Origin of the sequence: Pseudomonas sp. JL2 (assembly GCF_031570495.1) — a bacterium.
GTDB lineage: Bacteria > Pseudomonadota > Gammaproteobacteria > Pseudomonadales > Pseudomonadaceae > Aquipseudomonas > Aquipseudomonas rhizophila.
Window position 1 is genome coordinate 32,585 of record NZ_JAKUDH010000015.1, and the last position, 21,094, is coordinate 53,678.

21 protein-coding genes are annotated in these 21,094 nt (G+C 61.4%); 16 read left to right on the plus strand and 5 right to left on the minus strand.

Annotated elements, in window-relative coordinates; genetic code table 11:
* Window positions 1–5 precede the first annotated feature (5 nt).
* Together MKS85_RS18875 and MKS85_RS18880 are read left to right on the plus strand one after the other, a co-directional pair.
* On the plus strand, window positions 6–821 hold the full coding sequence (locus MKS85_RS18875; RefSeq protein WP_047228470.1) for a gamma-carboxygeranoyl-CoA hydratase: 816 nt from the start codon (window positions 6–8) through the stop codon (window positions 819–821).
* Window positions 821–2,770 (plus strand): acetyl/propionyl/methylcrotonyl-CoA carboxylase subunit alpha, encoded by a 1,950-nt coding sequence (locus tag MKS85_RS18880; protein ID WP_188251320.1) that lies wholly within the window; start codon window positions 821–823, stop codon window positions 2,768–2,770. Before MKS85_RS18875 ends, MKS85_RS18880 begins: the two co-directional genes overlap by 1 nt.
* 30 nt (window positions 2,771–2,800) lie before the next feature.
* Here MKS85_RS18880 and MKS85_RS18885 read toward each other — a convergent pair whose 3' ends face one another.
* Window positions 2,801–3,448 (minus strand): LexA family transcriptional regulator, encoded by a 648-nt coding sequence (locus MKS85_RS18885; protein WP_107322285.1) that lies wholly within the window; start codon window positions 3,446–3,448, stop codon window positions 2,801–2,803.
* A gap of 129 nt (window positions 3,449–3,577) precedes the next feature.
* Between MKS85_RS18885 and MKS85_RS18890 the strand changes: the two genes are divergently transcribed.
* Window positions 3,578–3,919 carry a DUF6124 family protein gene (locus tag MKS85_RS18890; RefSeq protein ID WP_188251321.1) on the plus strand — a complete coding sequence of 114 codons (342 nt, stop codon included), beginning with the start codon at window positions 3,578–3,580 and terminating at the stop codon, window positions 3,917–3,919.
* 491 nt (window positions 3,920–4,410) lie between these two features.
* Window positions 4,411–5,562, plus strand: a complete 1,152-nt coding sequence (locus MKS85_RS18895) for a M14-type cytosolic carboxypeptidase (RefSeq protein WP_047228474.1) — start codon at window positions 4,411–4,413, stop codon at window positions 5,560–5,562.
* 98 nt (window positions 5,563–5,660) lie between these two features.
* On the opposite strand, the gene MKS85_RS18900 is transcribed toward MKS85_RS18895, so the two are convergent.
* Together MKS85_RS18900 and MKS85_RS18905 are read right to left on the minus strand one after the other, a co-directional pair.
* Window positions 5,661–6,197: a cytochrome b gene (locus MKS85_RS18900; protein ID WP_047228475.1), complete on the minus strand. Its 537-nt coding sequence runs from the start codon at window positions 6,195–6,197 to the stop codon at window positions 5,661–5,663.
* A complete protein-coding gene (locus MKS85_RS18905; protein ID WP_047228476.1) occupies window positions 6,194–7,276 on the minus strand; it encodes a catalase family peroxidase in 1,083 nt (360 codons plus the stop codon). The genes MKS85_RS18900 and MKS85_RS18905 overlap by 4 nt, the downstream gene beginning before the upstream one ends.
* A gap of 164 nt (window positions 7,277–7,440) precedes the next feature.
* Here MKS85_RS18905 and MKS85_RS18910 point away from each other — a divergent pair, with 164 nt between their 5' ends.
* Window positions 7,441–7,947 carry a sigma-70 family RNA polymerase sigma factor gene (locus tag MKS85_RS18910; protein ID WP_047228477.1) on the plus strand — a complete coding sequence of 169 codons (507 nt, stop codon included), beginning with the start codon at window positions 7,441–7,443 and terminating at the stop codon, window positions 7,945–7,947.
* Window positions 7,944–8,696 carry an anti-sigma factor gene (locus MKS85_RS18915; RefSeq protein WP_047228478.1) on the plus strand — a complete coding sequence of 251 codons (753 nt, stop codon included), beginning with the start codon at window positions 7,944–7,946 and terminating at the stop codon, window positions 8,694–8,696. The genes MKS85_RS18910 and MKS85_RS18915 overlap by 4 nt, the downstream gene beginning before the upstream one ends.
* 44 nt (window positions 8,697–8,740) lie before the next feature.
* Here MKS85_RS18915 and MKS85_RS18920 read toward each other — a convergent pair whose 3' ends face one another.
* Window positions 8,741–9,577: an IclR family transcriptional regulator gene (locus tag MKS85_RS18920; protein ID WP_188251322.1), complete on the minus strand. Its 837-nt coding sequence runs from the start codon at window positions 9,575–9,577 to the stop codon at window positions 8,741–8,743.
* A gap of 246 nt (window positions 9,578–9,823) precedes the next feature.
* On the opposite strand from MKS85_RS18920, the gene MKS85_RS18925 reads away from it, so the two are divergent.
* The 8 genes from MKS85_RS18925 (at window position 9,824) to MKS85_RS18960 (ending at window position 18,023) form a co-directional block, all read left to right on the plus strand.
* Entirely contained in the window at window positions 9,824–10,849 is a 1,026-nt protein-coding gene (locus tag MKS85_RS18925) for an ABC transporter ATP-binding protein (RefSeq protein WP_107322282.1), read from the plus strand.
* Window positions 10,846–11,715, plus strand: coding sequence for an ABC transporter permease (locus tag MKS85_RS18930; protein ID WP_139049602.1), 870 nt, complete (start codon window positions 10,846–10,848; stop codon window positions 11,713–11,715). The genes MKS85_RS18925 and MKS85_RS18930 overlap by 4 nt, the downstream gene beginning before the upstream one ends.
* Before the next feature lie 6 nt (window positions 11,716–11,721).
* The gene (locus MKS85_RS18935; RefSeq protein WP_047228482.1) at window positions 11,722–12,516 is read left to right on the plus strand and encodes an ABC transporter permease; all 795 of its coding nucleotides are present in this window, start codon (window positions 11,722–11,724) and stop codon (window positions 12,514–12,516) included.
* Between the two features lie 7 nt (window positions 12,517–12,523).
* The gene (locus MKS85_RS18940) at window positions 12,524–12,814 is read left to right on the plus strand and encodes a (2Fe-2S)-binding protein (protein ID WP_047228483.1); all 291 of its coding nucleotides are present in this window, start codon (window positions 12,524–12,526) and stop codon (window positions 12,812–12,814) included.
* 154 nt (window positions 12,815–12,968) lie between these two features.
* On the plus strand, window positions 12,969–14,324 hold the full coding sequence (locus MKS85_RS18945) for an NAD(P)/FAD-dependent oxidoreductase (RefSeq protein WP_188251323.1): 1,356 nt from the start codon (window positions 12,969–12,971) through the stop codon (window positions 14,322–14,324).
* Window positions 14,321–15,436 carry an FAD-binding oxidoreductase gene (locus MKS85_RS18950; protein WP_047228485.1) on the plus strand — a complete coding sequence of 372 codons (1,116 nt, stop codon included), beginning with the start codon at window positions 14,321–14,323 and terminating at the stop codon, window positions 15,434–15,436. The genes MKS85_RS18945 and MKS85_RS18950 overlap by 4 nt, the downstream gene beginning before the upstream one ends.
* Window positions 15,437–15,454: 18 nt before the next feature.
* Window positions 15,455–16,516, plus strand: a complete 1,062-nt coding sequence (locus MKS85_RS18955) for an ABC transporter substrate-binding protein (protein WP_047228486.1) — start codon at window positions 15,455–15,457, stop codon at window positions 16,514–16,516.
* Between the two features lie 151 nt (window positions 16,517–16,667).
* Window positions 16,668–18,023 (plus strand): leucine-rich repeat-containing protein kinase family protein, encoded by a 1,356-nt coding sequence (locus MKS85_RS18960; protein ID WP_188251324.1) that lies wholly within the window; start codon window positions 16,668–16,670, stop codon window positions 18,021–18,023.
* On the opposite strand, the gene MKS85_RS18965 is transcribed toward MKS85_RS18960, so the two are convergent.
* A complete protein-coding gene (locus tag MKS85_RS18965) occupies window positions 18,020–18,724 on the minus strand; it encodes a YebC/PmpR family DNA-binding transcriptional regulator (protein ID WP_188251325.1) in 705 nt (234 codons plus the stop codon). The two genes, MKS85_RS18960 and MKS85_RS18965, sit on opposite strands and share 4 nt — an antisense overlap.
* A 220-nt stretch (window positions 18,725–18,944) precedes the next feature.
* On the opposite strand from MKS85_RS18965, the gene MKS85_RS18970 reads away from it, so the two are divergent.
* Together MKS85_RS18970 and MKS85_RS18975 are read left to right on the plus strand one after the other, a co-directional pair.
* The gene (locus MKS85_RS18970) at window positions 18,945–20,351 is read left to right on the plus strand and encodes a type VI secretion system tip protein TssI/VgrG (RefSeq protein WP_310663115.1); all 1,407 of its coding nucleotides are present in this window, start codon (window positions 18,945–18,947) and stop codon (window positions 20,349–20,351) included.
* A 189-nt stretch (window positions 20,352–20,540) separates the two neighbouring features.
* Window positions 20,541–21,089, plus strand: coding sequence for a cytochrome b (locus MKS85_RS18975; protein ID WP_139049596.1), 549 nt, complete (start codon window positions 20,541–20,543; stop codon window positions 21,087–21,089).
* The last annotated feature ends 5 nt before the right edge of the window (window positions 21,090–21,094 follow it).

Below are 21,094 nucleotides of genomic sequence, written 5' to 3' on the forward strand. Positions count from 1 at the left end.
TGCACATGGATAACTTCAATACCCTTGAACTGCTCAGCGACCCCCGCGGCTTTGCGACCTTGTGGCTCAGCCGTGAGCAGAAAAACAACGCGTTCAACGCCGAAATGATCCGCGAGCTGATCCTTGCCCTGGACCATGTCAGCAGTGATCCGAACCTGCGTTTTCTGCTGATCCGTGGTCGCGGTAAACACTTCAGCGCCGGTGCCGACCTGGCCTGGATGCAGCAGTCGGCCGAACTCGATTACCACACCAACCTGGACGACGCCCGGGAACTGGCGGAGCTGATGTACAACCTCGCCAAGTTGAAAATTCCTACCGTGGCGGTGGTCCAGGGCGCAGCGTTTGGCGGCGCGCTGGGGTTGATCAGCGCCTGCGACATGGCCATTGGCGCTGATCAAGCGCAGTTCTGTCTGTCGGAAGTACGCATTGGCCTGGCGCCGGCGGTGATCAGCCCGTTCGTGGTGCAAGCCATCGGAGAGCGGGCCGCGCGGCGTTACGCCCTGACCGCGGAACGCTTCGACGGACAACGGGCAAAAGAAATCGGTCTGCTGTCGGAAAGCTACCCGGCCGAAACACTGGACCAGCAGGTCGAACAATGGGTCGACAACCTGTTGCTCAACAGTCCGGCGGCCATGCGCGCCAGCAAGGAACTGTTGCGTGAAGTCGGCAACGGCGCCCTCACACCTGCATTGCGGCGCTACACCGAAAACGCCATCGCCCGCATCCGCGTCAGTGCGCAAGGCCAGGAAGGTTTACGAGCGTTCCTGCAAAAGCGCTCGCCCAGCTGGCAGGCCGAATCGAACAACAAGGAGCCGCGTTGATGAGCGCCCCCATCCTCACCACGTTGCTGGTGGCCAACCGTGGTGAAATCGCTTGTCGCGTGATGCGCACCGCCAAGGCCATGGGGCTGACCACAGTGGCCGTCCACAGCGCCACCGACCGCGATGCCCGTCACAGCCGTGAAGCCGATATCCGCGTTGACCTGGGCGGTAGCAAGGCCGCTGACAGCTATTTGCAAATCGACAAACTGATCGACGCGGCCAAGACCAGCGGCGCCCAGGCCATCCATCCCGGGTATGGTTTTCTTTCGGAAAATGCCGGGTTCGCCCGGGCCATCGAAAACGCCGGCTTGATCTTCCTCGGCCCGCCCGCCTCGGCCATTGATGCCATGGGCAGCAAGTCCGCCGCCAAAGCCCTCATGGAAACCGCCGGTGTGCCTCTGGTGCCCGGTTATCACGGCGAAGCCCAGGACCTGGAGACCTTCCGCGACGCCTGCGAACGCATTGGCTATCCGGTACTGCTCAAGGCCACTGCCGGTGGCGGCGGCAAAGGCATGAAAGTGGTCGAGGACGTCAGCCAACTGGCCGAAGCCCTGGCTTCGGCCCAGCGTGAAGCGCAATCGTCGTTTGGCGATTCGCGGATGCTGGTGGAAAAATACCTGCTCAAGCCACGGCACGTGGAAATCCAGATTTTTGCCGATCAGCACGGCAACTGTCTGTACCTCAATGAGCGTGATTGCTCGATCCAGCGTAGGCATCAGAAAGTGGTGGAAGAAGCCCCTGCCCCCGGCCTCACCCCACAACTGCGGCGTGCCATGGGTGAAGCCGCCGTGCGCTCGGCTCAAGCCATCGGTTATGTCGGTGCCGGTACCGTGGAGTTTTTGCTGGATGCACGCGGTGAGTTCTTCTTCATGGAGATGAACACGCGCCTGCAAGTCGAGCACCCGGTCACCGAAGCCATTACCGGCCTCGATCTGGTGGCATGGCAGATTCGCGTGGCACGTGGCGAGCGGCTTCCCATGACACAGGAGCAAGTGCCCCTGCGGGGCCACGCTATCGAAGTGCGCCTGTACGCCGAAGACCCGGCCAACGACTTCCTGCCGGCTACCGGGCGCCTGGCGTTGTATCGCGAGTCGAGTGCGGCACCGGGTCGTCGGGTCGACAGCGGCGTGGAGGAAGGCGATGAGATTTCACCGTTCTACGACCCGATGCTCGGCAAGCTGATTGCCTGGGGCGAGGATCGTGAACAGGCGCGGTTGCGGCTTTTGAGCATGCTCGATGAGTTTGCCATCGGCGGGCTGAAAACCAACATCGGATTTCTACGACGCATCGTGGCCCACCCCGCCTTTGCGGCGGCGGAGCTGGACACTGGATTTATCCCACGTTACCAGACGCAACTATTGCCAGAGCCCGGCGAATTGGATGACGACTTCTGGCTCGCGGCGGCCCATGGCTTCGCCTTGAGTCTGACGCCACATGCACGGTCCGATGACGCCAACTCACCTTGGGCCAACACCGCCGGACTGCGTCTGGGGCTGCCAAGACAGACCACTGTGCACCTTAGCTGTGAGGGCCAGGATCGAGCACTGACCCTGGACGTCACGGCTGGTCGTACAGAATTCCGGGGTGAGCAACTGGTGACCGAGCACAATGGCCTGCGGCGCAGGCATCGCGCCATTCGCCAGGGCGACAGCCTGTATCTGCAATGGGAAGGTGACCTGCACCGAGTCGACGTGTACGACCCGCTGGCCGCCGCCGAAGCCAGCCACAGCCACCAAGGTGGCCTGACCGCCCCCATGAACGGCAGTATCGTTCGGGTGCTGGTGAGCGCCGGACAGACGGTGGAAGCCGGGGCGCAACTGGTGGTATTGGAGGCGATGAAAATGGAGCACAGCATTCGCGCGCCCCAAGCCGGTGTGATCAAGGCACTGTATTGCCAGGAAGGTGAAATGGTCAGCGAGGGCTGCGCGTTGGTGGAGTTCGAAGAGTAAGTATCGGCCCGCTCCCACGGGCCGATCCAGTCAGAACCTGATGGTGGCCTGCACGACCACACCGATGATGCGGCATTGCTCGGTGTACAGGGTTTTCGGGTAGGTGGGATTGAGCGGGACCAAGTAACGCTGCCCGCTCTCTTCAATCAACTTGCGAAAGGTGGCGTCACTGCTGTCAGGCAATTGGGCAACCACCAGTTTGCCTGGCACCGCGTCAATGGCCGGGTCCACCAGGATCGACATACCCTCGGGAATGCTCAACCCGCTGGGTGACGTCATCGCATCTCCCACCACCACGAGCCAGAATGCGTCCCCCTGAGCGTGATAGTCCGTCAGCTCATAGCGCGCCTGGCTGTAGGACGCCAGATCGCCTTCGCGAATCCCGCCTACCTCGCTCCAATCACTTACCGGGTAGCGGAAGTACGGATTGTACTTCTGCGCCAGGGCCATGCCTTCCTCGGTGGAGGTGTCCGGCTCGCGGATCACCATCGCCACTTCCAGAAACTCCAGCCCCAGCTCCCGCAGGACCCGGTTCATGTCGTCGACACTGGGTTGCCGGCGCTTGGTCAGCCAATGGCCGACGCCGCCCTGGGACATCCCCAAACGTTCTGCGAGCACCACTTGCGTGATGCGCAGCTCCTTCATCTTGGCCTTGACCAACTCTATCCATTTATCCATGAGCGGCACGATACTTGGCTGGCTCCGACCATCAAAACACAAAATGTAGTATTTAAATTATCGTCACAATTACGATAGGTACTATTCTGGATTTAGGATTTCAGCCCCTACACGGAGAATCTAGACACCATGGACAGACTCAACAACGATGAGCCCACCCGCCCTTTCGACAGTAAATTCACCTCGCTGAAGGACTGCCCGGCGGCCCAACGCGCTCTGGACTACTACTTGAAACCGGGTATGTCGGAAGCGCCTGCAGAACATCGCTTCTTCGACGTAAACCGCAACATCAGCGCAGAAGAGGCCTTGGTTCATGCTTGCGACCTGCTGCGCTGTGCGGCCGCCACCGCCCAGGAATCCGCCAGCCGACTACAAGGGTCGAGCCGCGACCTGGCTTTTTCAGTGGTGCATATGATTGATCTGGTCAAGGTGATGCTTGACCGGTCACTGGATGGCTACCCTACTCGCTAGGCGTAACACTTGGGAATGGCACCGCGAATGCGGGACCAGGAAAATATTTTCCAATAGACAGGATAAAAACATTTGACTTGCAAATGATAATGATTATTATTGCATCAGCTGGTCGCGAGATCAGTCGATAGGCCAGAAGACCTTAGGTCGGACTTCTGGAATATCTCCTCATCAGGCTAATCACGGTTTTTGACCCGGCTTTTTGCCGGGTCTTTTTTTGCCGATTTTTCGGCTTATGGCTTCAGGCTAATGAAGTCTTTTGGGTGTCGCTCATTCGATGGCGGCGATGATAGCAAATGAATATCCCTTTTCAAGCACTCCACGCCATACCGACGAAAACTATCGACAGGCAGCACTTGAGAATCAATCGCGGACTCACTAAGCTCCAATAGCGTCCAGGGAGGACGCCCCCTCTTTTCTGTCACGCAAATCGTCCCGACATCCTCCTCCTTGCGTGTAAAGTAACGGTCATAAAATCCATCACAGGAATCGTGACCGTGGCTAAATCTTCCTTTGATATCAGCGCCAATTTCGACAGCGGCAACATCGAGATCGTCGACATCAGCAATCCTTTGCAATCACTGCTGAAGATCAGACCCGACACCCGTAGCGCCCACTTCCAGTGGTTCCACTTCAAGGCCAGTGGCTTGCATGTCGGCCAGGAATATTCCTTTCGTTTGCTCAATGCCAGTCAATCGTCCTACAACAAGGCATGGACGGGTTACCAGGCCGTTGCCTCTTATGATCACGTCAACTGGTTCCGTATTCCCACACAGTTCGAAGGCGACGCCCTGCGCTTTCACCTGGAAGCCGAACAGTCCCATGCCTGGTTTGCCTATTTCGAACCCTACAGCCGTGGTCGTCACGACTGGTTGATCGAGCAGGCTCTGCACAAGGCCGGGACCGAACTGCTGGCCGTCGGCAAAAGCGTGGAAGGCCGCGACATTCAACTACTGCGCAAGGGCAGCGGTGCCGAAGGTCGACGCAAAGTCTGGATCATCGCCCAGCAGCATCCCGGCGAGCACATGGCCGAGTGGTTCATGGAGGGCGTGATCGAACGCCTGCAGCATCAGGACGACACGCGCTTGAACCGACTGCTTGCCAAGGCCGATCTGTATCTGGTGCCCAACATGAATCCTGACGGTGCCTTCCACGGCCATCTGCGTACCAATGCCATGGGGCAGGATCTCAACCGCGCTTGGCAGAACGCCAGTCCGGAAATCAGTCCTGAGGTATTTTTCGTACAGCAGCAAATGGAAAAATACGGCGTAGATTTGTTCCTGGACGTTCACGGTGACGAGGAAATCCCTCACGTCTTCACTGCCGGTTGCGAAGGCAACCCCGGCTACACGCCACGCATTGCCGAACTCGAAGAGCGCTTTCGCAGCGATCTCAAGCACCAGACCAAAGACTTTCAGACCGCTCACGGCTACACCCGCGACGCACCGGGCCTGGCCAACATGACCCTGGCTTGTAACGCGGTCGGCCAGAAATACGACTGCCTGTCCCTGACCCTGGAGATGCCGTTCAAGGATCATGACGACCACCCGGATCCTCGCACCGGCTGGTCCGGCAAGCGTTCGATGCAACTGGGCAAGGATGTATTGAGCACCATAGCGGACATGGTCGACGAGCTGCGCTAACGCTCCATCATCCAACGCTCTCCCCGTGGTGGGCACTCGGTGGCGAGGGATTCATTCCCTCGCCACAAGTTATCGTTTGTCGACAGGTAGCGGGGACTTCAATCCCGTCCTCGCAACATACTGTCCAACACCTCATCCCGACGCACCCAACCATGAAACAGTGCCGCCGCCAGATGCACCAGCACGGTCAGGAACAATAGATAAGCCAGGTAGCCGTGGGCCTTGCGCAACAGTGCGAAAGTCTGGGCATCCGCCGGTACGATGGAAGGCAATTGCAGGGAGCTGCTGAGCATCACCGGGTCTCCCGCCGCTGAAATCATGCCCCAGCCCAACAGGGGCAGAATCAACATCAAGGCATACAACAGAGCATGGGACGCCTTGGCCGCCAACGCCTGCCAGCCTGGCAGATCGGCCGGCAATGGTGGTTGGCGTGTCGTAAAGCGCACCACCAGGCGCACGATCACCAGCAACAAAATCGCGATGCCCAAGGGTTTGTGCAACTGAAGCAGCCATTCATGGCGCTCGGACACCGAGGCCACCATGCCCGCGCCGATAAAGAGCATGGCAATGACCATCAATGCCATCAACCAGTGCAGCAGTCGAGCCAGCGGTGCGAAGTGTCGAGGGGCGCTCATGGGCGGGACTCCTGGTTGGCGGGCAATTGACTGACTTCGCTGGTGCGCCGCAAGTACGAACTGGCATACGCGGCAGAGCGCGCCGCCAAAAGCGGGTCATCTGAACCTTCGATGCCGCTCGGCAGAATCAGCGGGTCATAGTTGATGTCGCGGCATTCGCCGTCGTCCTGTGACTGGGTGCGCTCCAGCACCAGCGTACCGGCGTTGAGCACCGTTCGATCTTCGGGCCAGGCTTTGCTGGCATCGTTCACCGGATCGCCCGGATTGGCCAACGTGATATTCAGCTGCCAGCGCAACGGCCCCGCAGCCAGGCGCTTGACCAGATCCTGTTCCAGAAAGTCAGCGCCCTGGGGCGGCGTCACGTCCGTGCCATCCGAAGCCACTGGCACCACGCCCCACCGCACCGCCTGGCGTTGTCCCGCAGGATTGACCAGATAGAACGCATTGATGCCGTTGTAGGTTTCGGTGGCATAGCTGGCCGATGGCCTGGCCGTCTTGATCCATTGCAGGAACGGTTTGGCTTCCGGGTGCGCGGCAAAGAAGGCGGGTACGGCCGCAGGGTTGGGTTTGCCCGTGGCCGGATCCGGCGATTGTGCCTGTTGCAACTGATAGAACGCTTCGGGCGTGCCCACCGGAAACACCGGCATGCTGTTCATGCCGGTACGCCACTGCTGCCCGTTGGCTTGGGTGAAGCGCAGCGCCAGGCTGCGGATTGGCACGCTGTTGTCCGGCGCGTAGGGGTTGCCGCTGGGCAAGGCAAACCGCCCGACGACCGGCGTGCGCGCCTCCAGGAAGACTTGGGCACTGGAATAGGGGCGAGCCTCACCGCTGCTTTGGAAATAGCCCGCAACGCAAACCCCTTTGGAGTGATTGCGACGAAAGCCCGGGTGCACACCGTTGTTCTTTTCCAGCACGTTGACCAGCGCATTCGGTGTCAGGCGTTGTGGGTCAAGGGTTCCGTTGACGTAGGCAAATGTCCCGGCCAACGCGGCAACAATCACAGCAATGCCGGTCAGGCGCAGCGCCAGGCTGGCGGCACTCAACGGCGGCCGGCTCGGTTCAAAGGAAGGGTCAACCATGACGAAGCTCCAAGGCCCAAGGCCGTTTGTACTAAAGGACCCGTCAGACGAAAGCCAGAGGGTTTTATTCCCACACTTCGTATTTATTTTCCCCAGGCTGGAATAATCTCGTTCGCGAGTCGTCTTTCCACTCCCGGCGCAGTGACTGCCAAAGAAGCACAGCCATGAACGAACTCGACGAACAGTTGCGCACGCTCATCCCCCGACTACGGCGTTTTGCCGTGTCGTTGACGCGCAACCCCAGCAATGCTGACGACCTGGTGCAAGCGTGCCTGGAGCGGGCATTGTCAAAATGGAATGACAAACGGGCCGATGGTGACCTTCGGGCCTGGCTGTTTTCGATTCTTTATCGACAGTTTCTCGATAGCCATCGTCGTTCCCGACGCTATGCACGCATGCTGGAATTTTTCACCGGTCGCGATGATGCTCACCCTTCAGCCGAGCGCAGCGTGATCGCCCAATCGTCCCTCGAGGCTTTCGATCGACTGACGACCGAACAACGTGCGCTGTTGCTGTGGGTGTCGGTGGAAGGTTTGAGCTACCAACAAGTGGCCGACATCCTCGACGTGCCGACCGGCACCGTGATGTCGCGCCTATCCCGCGCCCGCCAGGCCCTGCGCCAACTCAGCGACGGCGAAATCACCCGCCCTGCCCTGCGGATACTCAAATGATCAGCATGCCCCCCAGCGACAACGACTTGCACGCCTTCGTCGATCGTCAACTGAGCGAAGCCGACCAGCGTCTGATGGAAAACTACCTGGCCAATCACCCGGAAGTCGCCGCCCGGGTCCAGGCCTGGCAACAGGACGCACAACACTTGCGCGCGGCCCTGAACGCAGGCCTGCAACACGCGCCTAATCCGGACCTCGACCCGACAGCGATCCGCCAACGCCTGAAACATCGGTTCCATCGCCATCTGGCCAGCGCGGCAGTGTTGGTGTTGGCCGTCAGTGTCGGCGGTTTGAGCGGCTGGAAGGCCCGGGAGATGACGCTCGTCAGCGCTATGCTGCCCATGAGCGACGCCTTGCAGGCGTATCGATTGTTTGCCCAGCAAGGCATCCTGCCGGCCGATTACCAAGGCGGCGATGAGAGCACCATGCAAGGCTGGCTCGACCGTTACTTCACCCGGGCCGACCGCCTGCCAGATCTGTCGGCGGCAGGATTCAAGCCGGTCAGCGGGCGATTGCTGAGCACCGAGCAAGGCGCGGCGGCGATGGTGGTTTATCAGGACCCGAGCGGCCAGAAGATCAGCTTCTACGTGCGTCCACCAGGCCCGAAAAATTTCCTGCTACCGCGCGGCAGCCGTCGTGACGGCGAGTTGCAAGCCGAGTATTGGTCCGGACCGGGATACAACTATGCGATGGTCATACCCAGTGATACGCCAGCGGCGCAAAAGCTCAAGCAAACCCTGAATTTCTGAGCGCTGCAGCCCGCTCCCACAGAGGTCGGGGATGCCCGTGAAATTCAACCCTGCCCAAACACCTGCGAAGGTCTGCGCAGCAGCGGGTCGAACGGGTTGACTCGCGGTCCGATCAGGGCGGCCTCGCGCTTGAGCATTTCCACCACCGTCGGCAGCCGGTCGGACCCCAGTCGATCACTCACGGTCGCCACGCTCAACGCCGCCACGGCGCGGCCCTCCCGGTCCAGGATTGGCACAGCCACCCCGGCCATGCCTTGCAACACCCCGGTGTTGCGTCCGGCGTAGCCCAGCGCGCGCACGCTCTCCACTTCCGTGCGCAGGAAGACTTCATCGTACAAATGAAAATCCTTGAGCCGTGGCAGGTTGTACTGGATCACCGTGTCGCGCTCTTCTTCCGGCAGGAATGCCAGGATCGCCAGGCTGCCCTGCCCCACGCCCAACGCCACGCGACCGCCTATGTCGCCGGTGAATGTGCGGATCGGGAAAGGACCTTCACTGCGGTCCAGACAGATCGCATCGAAACCACTGCGCGCCAGCAGAAACAACGAATCCCCCAGGGACGCCGACAGCCGCAGCATGGCAGGGCGCGTCAACTCACGCAGGTTGCCGGTGTTCCCGGCACGCGCGGCCAAGGCAAAAAAGTCCAGGCTCAGGCGATAGCGCTTGCTGCGCGCATCCTGCTCGACCATGCCCTCGTCCATCAGGCTGCGCAGCATGCGATGTGTGGTGGGTTGAGACAGACCGATGCGCTGAGCCAGTTGCGTGACCCGCTCCCCGCCCTCGACGGTGTCACCCAGGCTGCGCAACACGGCAAACAGTCGAGAGACCGCGCCGACCCCGACTTCGTTTTTTTCGATATTCCGATCAGTGGAATCAGGCATGAAGTTTCTCGCTGGTTAAATTTACTCAACGAATGAAAATGAAAATAGTCATCGTCTCAGTGAAATAGTCCATTGAGCCCATCCTATTCTTCGTCCTACTCTGCGTCCATACAGGGGCGATTCGAACAACAGCGGCAGCCGACTTAGCGTCGAGCACCAACGCACCCCGCAGCATCCCTTCGTATCTGCCCATACAAAAAAGCGCGCCTTGTGGCGACGCATAACAATCTCAGGTGGAGCGCAATCATGGCTTTTGTGCAACTTGAAGGACTTGGCAAACGTTACGGCGCCATCGATGCCGTGGTGGACACCCATCTCTCGGTGGAAAAAGGCGAATTCGTCTCGCTGCTGGGCCCCTCCGGCTGCGGCAAAACCACCACTTTGCAAATGATCGCCGGCTTCGTCGAAGTCAGCAGTGGGCGCATCCTGCTGGACGGTCGCGATATCACCCATGCCAAGCCCGCCAGTCGGGGCCTGGGCGTCGTGTTCCAAAGCTACGCGCTGTTCCCCCACATGACCGTCAAGGACAACGTCGCTTTCGGCCTGCGCATGCGCAAAGTGCCCGGCGCCGAGCTGCAACAACGGGTGGATCGGGTGCTGAAGCTGGTGCGTCTGGACCAGCACGCCGAGCGCTACCCGCGGGAACTCTCGGGCGGCCAGCGCCAGCGCGTGGCACTGGCCCGGGCGCTGGTGATAGAACCGCCAGTGCTGCTGCTCGACGAACCGCTGTCCAATCTCGACGCCAACCTGCGCGAGGAGATGCAGTACGAAATCCGCCGCATTCAGCGGGAAGTCGGCATCACCACATTGATGGTGACCCACGACCAATCCGAAGCACTGTCCATCAGTGACCGAGTCGTGGTGATGCAGGCCGGGCGAATCACTCAGATCGACGCGCCGTACACCCTCTACGAACACCCGCGCACCGAGTTCATTTCCGGCTTCGTCGGCAAAGCCAACCTGCTGCCCGGCGAGCGCGACGGCCAGGGCAATGTTCAAGCTTGCAGCCAGGGCCACGGCCCACTGGTCTTGAGCCTGCGTCCAGAGAAAATCGATCTGTGCCAAGCCGGCTCGGGTCGGTTGCAAGGCGTCATCGTCAGCCGCTTCTTTCTCGGCAGCCAATGGCTGTACGGCGTCTCGACCAACCTGGGCGAGCTCAGCGTGGTGCGCCGCAACGACGGCTGCGCGCCGATGACCGAAGGCACGGCGGTAGGTCTTGACTGGGATCCGGCGCTGCTGCGGGTGCTGAGCGTGGACGAGGTGCCGGCATGAAGCTGATCGATGCAATGCGCCGGGGAAGGCAAGGCTATCTGATGTCCGCGCCCGCCCTGGCCTGGTACCTGGGTCTGCTGGTCATTCCTTTGGGACTGACGTTGGTGCTGTCGTTCAATGTCTTCGACTACGGCACGGGCATCGACGGGGACGCCTACACCCTCGACCACTACGCCAGCCTGCTGAGCGACCCGTACTATTACGAGATTTTCTTGCGCACATTCTGGATCAGCGCACTCACCACTATTTTGTGCGTGCTGATCGGCGTGCCCGAGGCTTATATCCTCAGCCGCATGGGCGCGCCGTGGCGCTCGATCTTCCTCATTCTGATTCTCACGCCGCTGCTGATTTCGGTGGTGGTGCGGGCCTTCGGCTGGAGCCTGCTGCTGGGTGCCGACGGGCTGGTCAACCAGACTTTGCAAGCTTTGGGCGGCTCACCGATGAAGCTGCTCTATACGCCGTTTGCCGTGGTCATCGCCCTGGTGCATGTGATGCTGCCATTCATGATCATCCCGGTCTGGACCTCGTTGCAAAAACTCGATCCGGCCGCCGAACAGGCCGCACTGTCCTTGGGCGCGAGCCAGTTGACGGTGATGCGCAAGGTCGTGCTGCCGCAGATCATGCCCGGCGTCTTGTCCGGCACCCTCATCGTGTTCGGCCTCGCCGCCAGTTCCTTCGCCATTCCCGGCCTGCTCGGTGGGCGCCGCCTGAAAATGGTCGCCACGCTGATCTACGACCAGTACCTGTCGGAGCTGAACTGGCCGATGGGCGCGGCCATTGCCGTCGCGCTGCTGCTGCTCAACCTGCTGATCATGCTGTCGTGGAACCGCATGATCGAAGGCCGCTACAAGAAGTCATTGGGGTAACTCATCATGTCCAGGAACGGTCCTTTCGCCCTGTTGTTTCATGCCCTGGTGGTGGTGTTCATGATGGCGCCGCTGGTGGTGGTCTGTCTTGTTGCCTTCACCCCGGAAAATACCCTGAGCCTGCCGACCACGGCGTTTTCCCTGCGCTGGTTCCGTGCGGTGTTCGAACGCGCCGACTTTATCGATGCGTTCTACAACAGCCTGATCCTGGCATTCAGTGCGGCGTCGTTGGCGACGTTGATCGCGGTGCCGGCGGCGCTGGCGATCACACGGCTCGAATTCCCTGGCCGGGATTTTTTCAATGGCCTGTTCCTGTCGCCGATCATCATTCCACACCTGGTACTGGGTGTGGCGTTGCTGCGGCTGTTTGCGCTGATGGGCGTGAACGGCAGCTTCACCTGGCTGATCTTCGCCCATGTGCTGGTGATTACACCGTATGTACTGCGTCTGGTGCTGGCCTCGGCCATCGGCCTGGACCGCAGCGCCGAGCAGGCCGCGCAATCGCTAGGGGCCGGGCGCTTCACGCTGTTTCGGCAAATCACCTTGCCGATGATCCTGCCCGGGGTAGCAGGAGGCTGGTTGCTGGCGTTCATCAACAGCTTCGACGAGGTCACCTTGTCGATCTTCGTCACTTCACCGGCCACGCAAACCCTGCCGGTGCGCATGTATGTCTACGCCACCGAATCCATCGACCCGATGATGGCGGCGGTGTCGGCGCTGGTCATCGCGCTCACGGCGCTGACCATGATTCTGCTCGACCGGGTCTATGGCCTGGATCGAGTTCTGGTGGGCAAACAATGAGGGCGCCATGGCTCTGTTGAAACGACTGGCCGAAGGCGACCGCCCGGCATTGGACTTTATCCTCGACGGCAAACCGGCCATCGGTCTGCTGGGCGATACCCTGCTTACCGCTGTGCTGACCTGCAGTGAACACTTGCGCGGCAGCGACTTCAGCGCCGAGCCCCGGGCCGGTTTCTGCCTGATGGGAGCCTGCCAGGATTGCTGGGTCCGGCTAGGCGACGGCCGCCGCGTGCGCGCCTGCTCGACGCTACTTGAAGCCGGCCAGCAGATCACCCGCGAACCGGGGCGCCAGCCATGAACAATGCCGTCTGGAATGGCCCCATCGCGAACAGACTCGCTGCCACAGGGGACTTGCAGCAAGCATCACCACCGTCCCCCTGTGGGAGCGAACCTGCTCGCGATGGCGGCGGCGATAGCAGCATAAATCCCACAGCATCGCCTGCGAGGTGGCTATGAAACCGGTAGTCATCATCGGGGCCGGCCCGGCGGGTATCCGCGCCGCCCAGACCCTGGTCGCCCACGGCGTATACCCCGTCCTGCTGGATGAAGCCGCACGCGGTGGCGGACAGATCTATCGGCAACAACCGGCCAACTTCAAACGCTCGCCGGCCAAGCTGTATGGCTTTGAGGCGCACAAAGCCAGCGCCCTGCACCAAACCTTCGACGCGTTGCGCGAACAGCTCGATTACCGGCCAGACACACTGGTGTGGAACGCCGAGTCGGGCCTGCTGGATACCTTGCATGAGGGCCGCGCCGCGCGCCTGGAGTACGCCAGCGTGATCGTCGCAACGGGCGCCACTGACCGAATTCTTCCCGCTCCGGGATGGACTCTGCCCGGTGTGTACAGCCTGGGCGCGGCGCAGATCGCCCTGAAGTTCCAGGGTTGCGCCATCGGCGAACGGGTGGTGTTCGCCGGCAGCGGCCCTTTGCTTTATCTGGTGGCTTATCAATACGCCAAGGCCGGCGCCAAGGTGGTCGCGGTACTCGACAGCTCGCCCTTGAGCGCCCAGGCCCGCGCCCTGCCCGGCCTGCTGGCTCAACCGGCCACACTGGCCAAGGGGCTCTACTATCGCGCCTGGCTGAGCAGCCACGGCATCGCTGTGCATCAGGGTGCGAGCCTGTCGCGTATCGACGGAGAACGGCGCGTCCAGTCATTGCAGTGGCGCAATGCAAAAGGCTTGCAATCGCTCGACTGCGACGCGGTGGCCTTCGCCCACGGCTTGCGCAGCGAAACCCAACTGGCTGACCTGCTGGGCTGCGAATTTTCCTGGAGCCCCCTAAACCGCGCCTGGCTGCCGCAGCGTGACCCTGCCGGTCGCAGCAGCGTGCCGGGGATCTACCTGGCAGGCGACGGGGCCGGAATCATGGGTGCCGACGCCGCGGAAATCGCCGGCGAACGTGCGGCCCTGGCCTTGCTCGAAGACCTCGACTACCTGGTCGACCCGCAGCGTTGCGCCCAACTGGAACAATCCCTGGAACGCATCGGCCGTTTCCGACAGGGCCTGGAGCGCGCCTTTGTCTTTCCGACGGATTGGGCCGCCCACGCCGCTGACGACCTGATGATCTGCCGCTGCGAAGAAGTCAGCGCAGGCGAGATCCGCCAGGTAGTGAGTGAAGGCCATTGGGAAATCAACCGGGTCAAGGCCCATTGCCGGGTCGGCATGGGGCGTTGCCAAGGGAGAATGTGCGGCGCGGCAGCGGCGGAAATCATTGCCAGCGAGAGCGGGCGTCCGGTCGGCGAAATCGGCCGGATGCGGGCACAGGCACCGGTCAAACCCGTACCGTTTGGCCTGGAGGTCGAGCCATGATCGAAGTGGATGTCGTGATCATTGGCGGCGGTATCGTCGGCGCCTCGGCCGCGCTGTTCCTGAGCAAGGCCGGACGCCGGGTGGCATTGCTGGAGCGAGACTTCTGCGGTTCGCACTCCAGCGGCGTCAACTACGGCGGCGTGCGGCGCCAGGGTCGACCGTTGTCACAACTGCCGTTGTCGCAACGGGCCCATGAAATCTGGAGCCAGTTGCCGCAGTTGATCGGCATCGACGGGGAGTACCAGCGCAGCGGTCACCTGAAATTGGCCCGCAGCCCCGACGACTTGCGAGCCCTGCACGACTATGCCGCCAACAGCCAGGGCTTCGGCCTTGATCTGCAACTGCTGGATCGTGACCAGTTGCGCGCCCGCTTCCCATGGGTCGGCGCAGTTGCAGTCGGAGCATCCCTCTGCCCGGACGACGGCCACGCCAATCCGCGACTGGTGTCCCCGGCATTTGCCCAGGCGGCCCGCAGGCATGGCGCACAGGTCTTTGAACAATGCGCAGTCAGCCATGTGGAGCATGACGGTCAGCACTTTAGTGTGCGTACCGAAACGGGCCTGGTGCTTCAGGCCCCCTGGCTGCTGAACTGCGCGGGCGCCTGGGCGAGCCATTTTGCCGCGCAATTTGGCGAAGCGGTGCCGATGCACGCCGGGCATCCAGCGATGCTGGTCACTGAGCCATTACCCTTGGTGATGGATGCCAGCACCGGCGTGGAGGGCGGCGGTATCTACGCCCGCCAGGTCGCCCGTGGCAATTGCGTGCTGGGGGGCGGCCAAGGTTTCGCCCTGGACAATGCCCGCGCCCGCCCCGGCCAGAACGCAGTGGTCGACATCCTGCGCCAAGCCGTCGAGCTCTACCCTTTTTTGGAAGGTGCCCAGGCGATTCGCACCTGGAGCGGCACCGAAGGTTACCTGCCCGATCGCCAACCGGTGATCGGCCACAGCAGCACCCAACCCGGCCTGTTGCATGCGTTCGGCTTTGCCGGCGCAGGTTTTCAGATCGGTCCCGCGGTGGGCCAGGCGCTCACCGAGATCATCTGCTGCGGCGCGTCAAAAACGTCGCTGGATGCGTTTTCAATCACCCGGTTTCACTCCATCTCCGTTGCTTGATAGAGGAAGGTCGCGCCAATGAATAACGTCAAACGCAGTGCACTGTTCGGTTTCTGCTCGCTGGGTTTCTCCTGCCTGGGCGCCCTGCTCCCCGTCAGCCAAGCGATGGCCGAGCCGACGCTTTATCTGGGCATGAACGGTGGGACCATGGAGCGGCTTTACGCCGACAAGGTCTTGCCGGCCTTCGAAAAAGCCAACAACGTCAAAGTGGTGATCGTGCCCGGCACCTCCGCCGACATCCTGGCGAAAGTCCAGGCCAGTAAAGGCAACCCGCAAATGCACGTGATGTTCCTCGACGACGGCATCATGTACCGCGCCATCGCCATGGGGCTGTGCGACAAGCTCGAAGACAGCCCGCCCCTGGCCCAGATTCCGGCCAAGGGCCGCATCAAGGATCAAGCCGTGGCCGTCAGCCTCGGTGTCACGGGACTTGCCTACAACACACGGTTGTTCAAGGAAAATGGCTGGAGTGCGCCCACCTCCTGGATGGACATGGCCGATCCGCGCTTCAAGGACAAACTGGTGTTCCAGTCCCTGGCTTCCTCGACCTTCGGCCTGCACGGTTTTCTGATGTTCAACCGGATCCAGGGCGGCAGCGAAACTGACGTCGAACCGGGCTTCAAGGCCTGGCCAAACACCGTCGGACCCAACGTGCTGGAATACATCCCCAGCTCAGCGAAGATCTCCGAAATGCTGCAAACCGACGAAGCCGCGCTGTTCCCGTTGACGCCGACCCAAGTGACCGCGCTCAAACTCAAGGGCATGCCGGTCGAGTACGCCCAACCCAAGGAAGGCGCGGTGGTGCTCAATGTCGCTGAGTGCGCCATTGCCCAGAACACCCAGCCTGAACTGGCGCAAAAGCTCGCCGCCTTCCTGCTGACGCCCGAAGCCCAGGCCATCGCCCTGGAAGAAGGCGACCAGATCCCGTCCAACCCCACCACACCGACCACTGACAAAACCCGCGGCCAGGTCGAGGCGATGAAGCAGTACCTGGAAACGGCGATTGCGGTGGATTGGGACCAGGTCAACGAGCAACGCCCGGCCTGGAACGCGCGATGGAACCGCAGCGTCGAGCGCTAGACACCTTCGACGCTGGCGAGGGGGCCTTGTGGGGGCAAGTCTTGCTCCCACAGATAAAACCTTCGCCACAGGGTGTTGTGTTGAACTGATTATTGGTTAACTGTGCGGCTTCGGGCTTGATGCCCGCCCCTTGATCAGCAGCGAACCTCTCATGCACACCCTCGCTCAACTGCGCGCCGGCCAGCTGTCGGGCATCAAACGGCTGGATCTGTCCTGCGGCCTGACACAGTTCCCCCGGGAAATTTTCGACCTGGCCGACTCGCTCGAAGTCCTCAATCTCAGCGGCAACCAATTGACTGCGCTGCCCGATGATCTGCATCGGTTGCCCCACCTGCGGATGTTGTTCTGCTCGGACAACCACTTCATTGAATTGCCCGAATGCCTGGGTCGCTGCGCGGCATTGACCATGGTCGGTTTCAAGGCCAACCGCATCGAACGCGTGCCCGGCGCTGCCCTCCCTCCGCTATTGCGCTGGCTGATCCTGACGGACAACCGCATCAGTCTGTTGCCGCAAGAGCTCGGCCAACGCCCGCACTTGCAAAAGCTCATGCTGGCCGGCAACCGATTACAGCAGTTGCCCACGAGCCTGGGGCAATGCCATCGTCTCGAACTGCTGCGCATCGCCGCCAACCAATTGACCGAGCTGCCGCAATGGTTGCTCGAGTTGCCAAGCCTGAGTTGGCTGGCCTATGCCGGCAACCCGCTGGAAACCCAGGCCAACGCCGACCTCCTGGCGAGGACGACGCCCATCGACTGGTCGCAACTGAACGTGCATCAACAATTAGGCGAAGGCGCTTCGGGGGTGATTCATCAGGCGCTATGGCAACCACCGGGTCAGGTCGCGCGACACGTCGCGCTCAAACTGTACAAAGGCCAGATGACCAGCGACGGCTCGCCATTGCATGAAATGCACGCCTGCATCACCGCAGGTCGTCATCCGAACCTTATCGACGTGCTGGGCCAGATCAACGGGCACCCCGAGCAACAGGCCGGACTGGTGATGGACCTGATCGCGCCCAGCTACCGCAACCTGGCGGGGCTGCCGAGCCTGGAGTCCTGCACCCGCGACGTGTATGCCGACGCACTGCGTTTAAGCGCTCCCGTGGCCTTGCGCATCGCCCTGGGCATCGCCTCGGTGGCGGCGCACCTGCACCGCCAGGGCATTACCCACGGTGATTTGTACGGGCACAATATTTTGTGCAATGACCAGGGCGACAGCCTGTTGGGCGACTTTGGCGCGGCGTCGTTCCATGCCACTGCCGACACGGTGCAAACCCGTGCGTTACAACGCATCGAAGTGCGGGCGTTCGGGATTCTGTTGGGGGAATTGCTGGCGCGGATCGAACCGGGGCTCAATGCTGAGGAACTGGCAACGTTGCAGGATCTGCAGGCGCGCTGCTGTCAGCCGCAGGTGCTGGGGCGGCCGGGGTTTGAGGAGATTGAAGGCTTACTGCGCGACTGTGGCGAAGGGACAGGCTCCCTCGCCACAGGGGGTTGTGGTGCTTAACCGACCAACCCGACAAACATGTCCTGCACGTCGTCGTGATTGTCCAGGCCCTCCAGGAACGCCTCGACTTCGGCCATCTGCTCGTCCGTCAGGCCACTGACCGGGTTTTTCGGCTGGTAGCCGAGCTTGGCGGACAGCACAGTGAAACCTTGCTCCGGCAGCGCCTTCTGCACCGCATCCAGGTCTGAAGGATCAGTGAGGAACAGCGTCGCGCCGTCTTCGCCCGGTTCGAAATCCTGGGCGCCGGCCTCGATGGCGGCCATTTCCGGATCAGCGTCGGGGCTGTCCGGGGCGGCTTCGATCATGCCGACATGGTTGAAGTCCCACGCGACCGAACCCGAGGCACCCAGTTGGCCCTTGCGAAACGCAACGCGAATCTCGGCAACGGTACGGTTGATGTTATCGGTCACGCATTCGACGATCAGCGGCACCTGATGCGGTGCGAAGCCTTCGTAGGTCACACGATGGTACTGCACGGTTTCGCCGAGCTGGCCGGAGCCTTTCTTGATCGCGCGCTCCAGGGTCTCGCGGGGCATCGAGGCCTTTTTCGCCTGCTCGACCACCAGTCGCAGATGCGCATTGGTGGCAGTGTCAGCGCCGTTGCGCGCGGCAATGGTGATTTCCTTCACCAGCTTGCCGAAGATCTTGCCCTTGGCGTTGGCAGCCGCTTCTTTGTGTTTAACCTTCCACTGTGCGCCCATTACTCACTCTCTTGTCTGTCGCGCCGAGACATCTGCTGGCCGGCGCTGTGGCGCAAGTTTATACGGCCTAAACCGGCTGATCGACCAAAAAATCACCGCCGATGAATCAACATTTCCCCGACGTGCTGTAGGGAGTTTCTGAAATGGCGATTTGGGGCCCCCTTTCCTCCTGCGGTTTCGTACTCTCGTGAACTTATCTCCCCAGCCAGTAAGAACCGCGATGCGCAACGAATCGGAAAGTCCTTTCAGCCTGACCCTTACGCAAAGCGATTTGCGCCTGCAAGTCCTGAGGTTTAACGGTCGCGAAGCGCTTAATCAGCCATACCGTTTCGACCTTGAATTGATCGGGCTGTCGCCGCCGATCAATCCCGACACGTTGCTGGACCAGCCTGCCTTCCTGCGCCTCGATGGCGAATGCGGTGTGCATGGCGTTGTGCACAGCGTCGGCGTGACGAGCCACGCCCCACAGCGCATCGGCTATCGCTTGACGCTGGTGCCGTACCTCCAGCGCCTGGAACAGGGCCCACGGCGACGGGTTTTCTACCGGCTCAGCGCTGTGCAGATCCTGCATCGACTGCTGGAAGACAATGCGCTGCCGGCCCACAGCTATCGCTTTGAACTGCCCCATGGGCAGTACCCGTGCCGCCCGTTCTGTATCCAGTACGAGGAGAGCGATCTGGAGTTGCTGCACCGGTTGTGTGAAGAAGAAGGCATTCATTACCACTTCGAACACACCGTTCATGGCCATGTCCTGGTGTTCGCCGAAGACCCGAAAAGTTTTCCCGCCCGTCCGGTCGAACTGAACCTGTGCCCTGATCCCGGCCAGCAACCAGCCCTCAGGCAGGTGTACCAGCGACACTGCGCAATGACCCATGGCCTGCCGGCCGGCTTCAGTGATCGCGACACAAGCCAAGCCGGGGACAGCGCGGCCAATCACGCCTTCGAAGGTGAAAATCACGAGACGATACGCAGCAGTCCGACGTTGGCTCATCGCTACCAGGCCGGCCGCCGCAGACTTGAGCGGCTGCGCTGTCGACAGCGGGAAATCCAGGGCCAGAGCCACCAGCCCTTCCTGCGCAGCGGCCATATCGTGCAGATCAGTGAACATCCAGAGTCCACTTTCAACGACCAGTGGCTGATCACCGATATCCAGCATCGCGGGCGGCAATTTTCCATCCTTGAAACCAACCTGTCGCCCACACCGGCGACCCGCGATTACCGTAACCGGTTTTCGGCCATCCCATGGTCCACCGTATTCAGGCCTGCCCTCAAGCATCCAAGACCCTGCATCCCCGGCTATCACCTCGCATACGTACTCGACCCTGGCGATCAGCCGACACGCCCCGATCACCGCGGCCGTGTCACTGTCAGCCTGTGGACCCCGGATAACGAAGGCATCACGCTGCCGGTGTCACGCCTGACGCTGAATGAGCGGCCCGCCCTGAGGACCGGCAGCGTAGTGCTGGTGAGCTTTCTCGATGGTGACCCCGACCGACCGGTGCTGTGCCTGGGGGTAGGCGATGTCGGCGGTGGGCAGCCCGCCATACAAACGAAACCGGTGCAGGGTCAAAATGACACAAGGCTGCTATTGGACTGGCTCCTGAATCCGCCAGACCTGACACCCTGACCTCCTTGCGTGACCAGGGCGCTTGCTCCCGCGCGGCGGCGCAACAGCCGCCATCCTGTGAATGCATTGATCGGGGTTGTTCATACTGGCGAAACTGATCTGGCTCAAGCGAACCCGAAAAAACGGGCTTACAGTAGGAGCACTACGCCGCATAAGACGGTGCTCTACCTGATGACTGGAGATACCTGCATGCCCTGGAAAAGCTCGGAAAACCGCTACAGTACCGTCACGGTCGCCCTGCATTGGCTGATGCTGATTCTACTGGCCGTGGTTTATGCCTGCATCGAACTGCGAGGGATATTCCCCAAAGGCAGTGACGGCCGGACCCTGATCAAAGAAGCTCACTTCATGCTCGGCCTGACCGTGTTTGTGCTGGTCTGGCTACGCCTGTTCGCCCGCAGCATGGGGAAGGCTCCAGCCATCTTTCCCGCCTCGCCTGCCTGGCAGACCTTCCTTGCCCACCTGATGCACTGGGCGTTGTACCTGTTCATGATCGCCATGCCATTGCTGGGGTGGCTGATCACCAGTGCCGAAGGGCATCAGGTGATGTTCTATGGTTTCGACTTGCCGCTGCTGATCGATCAGGACAAAGACTTTGCCAAACAACTGGAGGGCTGGCATGAGTTGGGGGGCACCATTGGCTACTGGCTGATTGGCCTGCATGCCCTGGCGGGTCTGTACCACCACTACATCGTGCGCGATAACACCCTGCTGCGGATGATGCCCAAACGCGGCTGACGCCC

Bases quoted from the DNA above. Each gene is read 5' to 3' on its own strand.
- MKS85_RS18875 (WP_047228470.1), top strand. From the start codon at position 6: ATGGATAACTTCAATACCCTTGAACTGCTCAGCGACCCCCGCGGCTTT.
- MKS85_RS18880 (WP_188251320.1), top strand. From the start codon at position 821: ATGAGCGCCCCCATCCTCACCACGTTGCTGGTGGCCAACCGTGGTGAA.
- MKS85_RS18885 (WP_107322285.1), bottom strand. From the start codon at position 3,448: ATGGATAAATGGATAGAGTTGGTCAAGGCCAAGATGAAGGAGCTGCGC.
- MKS85_RS18890 (WP_188251321.1), top strand. From the start codon at position 3,578: ATGGACAGACTCAACAACGATGAGCCCACCCGCCCTTTCGACAGTAAA.
- MKS85_RS18900 (WP_047228475.1), bottom strand. From the start codon at position 6,197: ATGAGCGCCCCTCGACACTTCGCACCGCTGGCTCGACTGCTGCACTGG.
- MKS85_RS18905 (WP_047228476.1), bottom strand. From the start codon at position 7,276: ATGGTTGACCCTTCCTTTGAACCGAGCCGGCCGCCGTTGAGTGCCGCC.
- MKS85_RS18910 (WP_047228477.1), top strand. From the start codon at position 7,441: ATGAACGAACTCGACGAACAGTTGCGCACGCTCATCCCCCGACTACGG.
- MKS85_RS18915 (WP_047228478.1), top strand. From the start codon at position 7,944: ATGATCAGCATGCCCCCCAGCGACAACGACTTGCACGCCTTCGTCGAT.
- MKS85_RS18920 (WP_188251322.1), bottom strand. From the start codon at position 9,577: ATGCCTGATTCCACTGATCGGAATATCGAAAAAAACGAAGTCGGGGTC.
- MKS85_RS18925 (WP_107322282.1), top strand. From the start codon at position 9,824: ATGGCTTTTGTGCAACTTGAAGGACTTGGCAAACGTTACGGCGCCATC.
- MKS85_RS18930 (WP_139049602.1), top strand. From the start codon at position 10,846: ATGAAGCTGATCGATGCAATGCGCCGGGGAAGGCAAGGCTATCTGATG.
- MKS85_RS18935 (WP_047228482.1), top strand. From the start codon at position 11,722: ATGTCCAGGAACGGTCCTTTCGCCCTGTTGTTTCATGCCCTGGTGGTG.
- MKS85_RS18940 (WP_047228483.1), top strand. From the start codon at position 12,524: ATGGCTCTGTTGAAACGACTGGCCGAAGGCGACCGCCCGGCATTGGAC.
- MKS85_RS18945 (WP_188251323.1), top strand. From the start codon at position 12,969: ATGAAACCGGTAGTCATCATCGGGGCCGGCCCGGCGGGTATCCGCGCC.
- MKS85_RS18950 (WP_047228485.1), top strand. From the start codon at position 14,321: ATGATCGAAGTGGATGTCGTGATCATTGGCGGCGGTATCGTCGGCGCC.
- MKS85_RS18955 (WP_047228486.1), top strand. From the start codon at position 15,455: ATGAATAACGTCAAACGCAGTGCACTGTTCGGTTTCTGCTCGCTGGGT.
- MKS85_RS18960 (WP_188251324.1), top strand. From the start codon at position 16,668: ATGCACACCCTCGCTCAACTGCGCGCCGGCCAGCTGTCGGGCATCAAA.
- MKS85_RS18965 (WP_188251325.1), bottom strand. From the start codon at position 18,724: ATGGGCGCACAGTGGAAGGTTAAACACAAAGAAGCGGCTGCCAACGCC.
- MKS85_RS18970 (WP_310663115.1), top strand. From the start codon at position 18,945: ATGCGCAACGAATCGGAAAGTCCTTTCAGCCTGACCCTTACGCAAAGC.
- MKS85_RS18975 (WP_139049596.1), top strand. From the start codon at position 20,541: ATGCCCTGGAAAAGCTCGGAAAACCGCTACAGTACCGTCACGGTCGCC.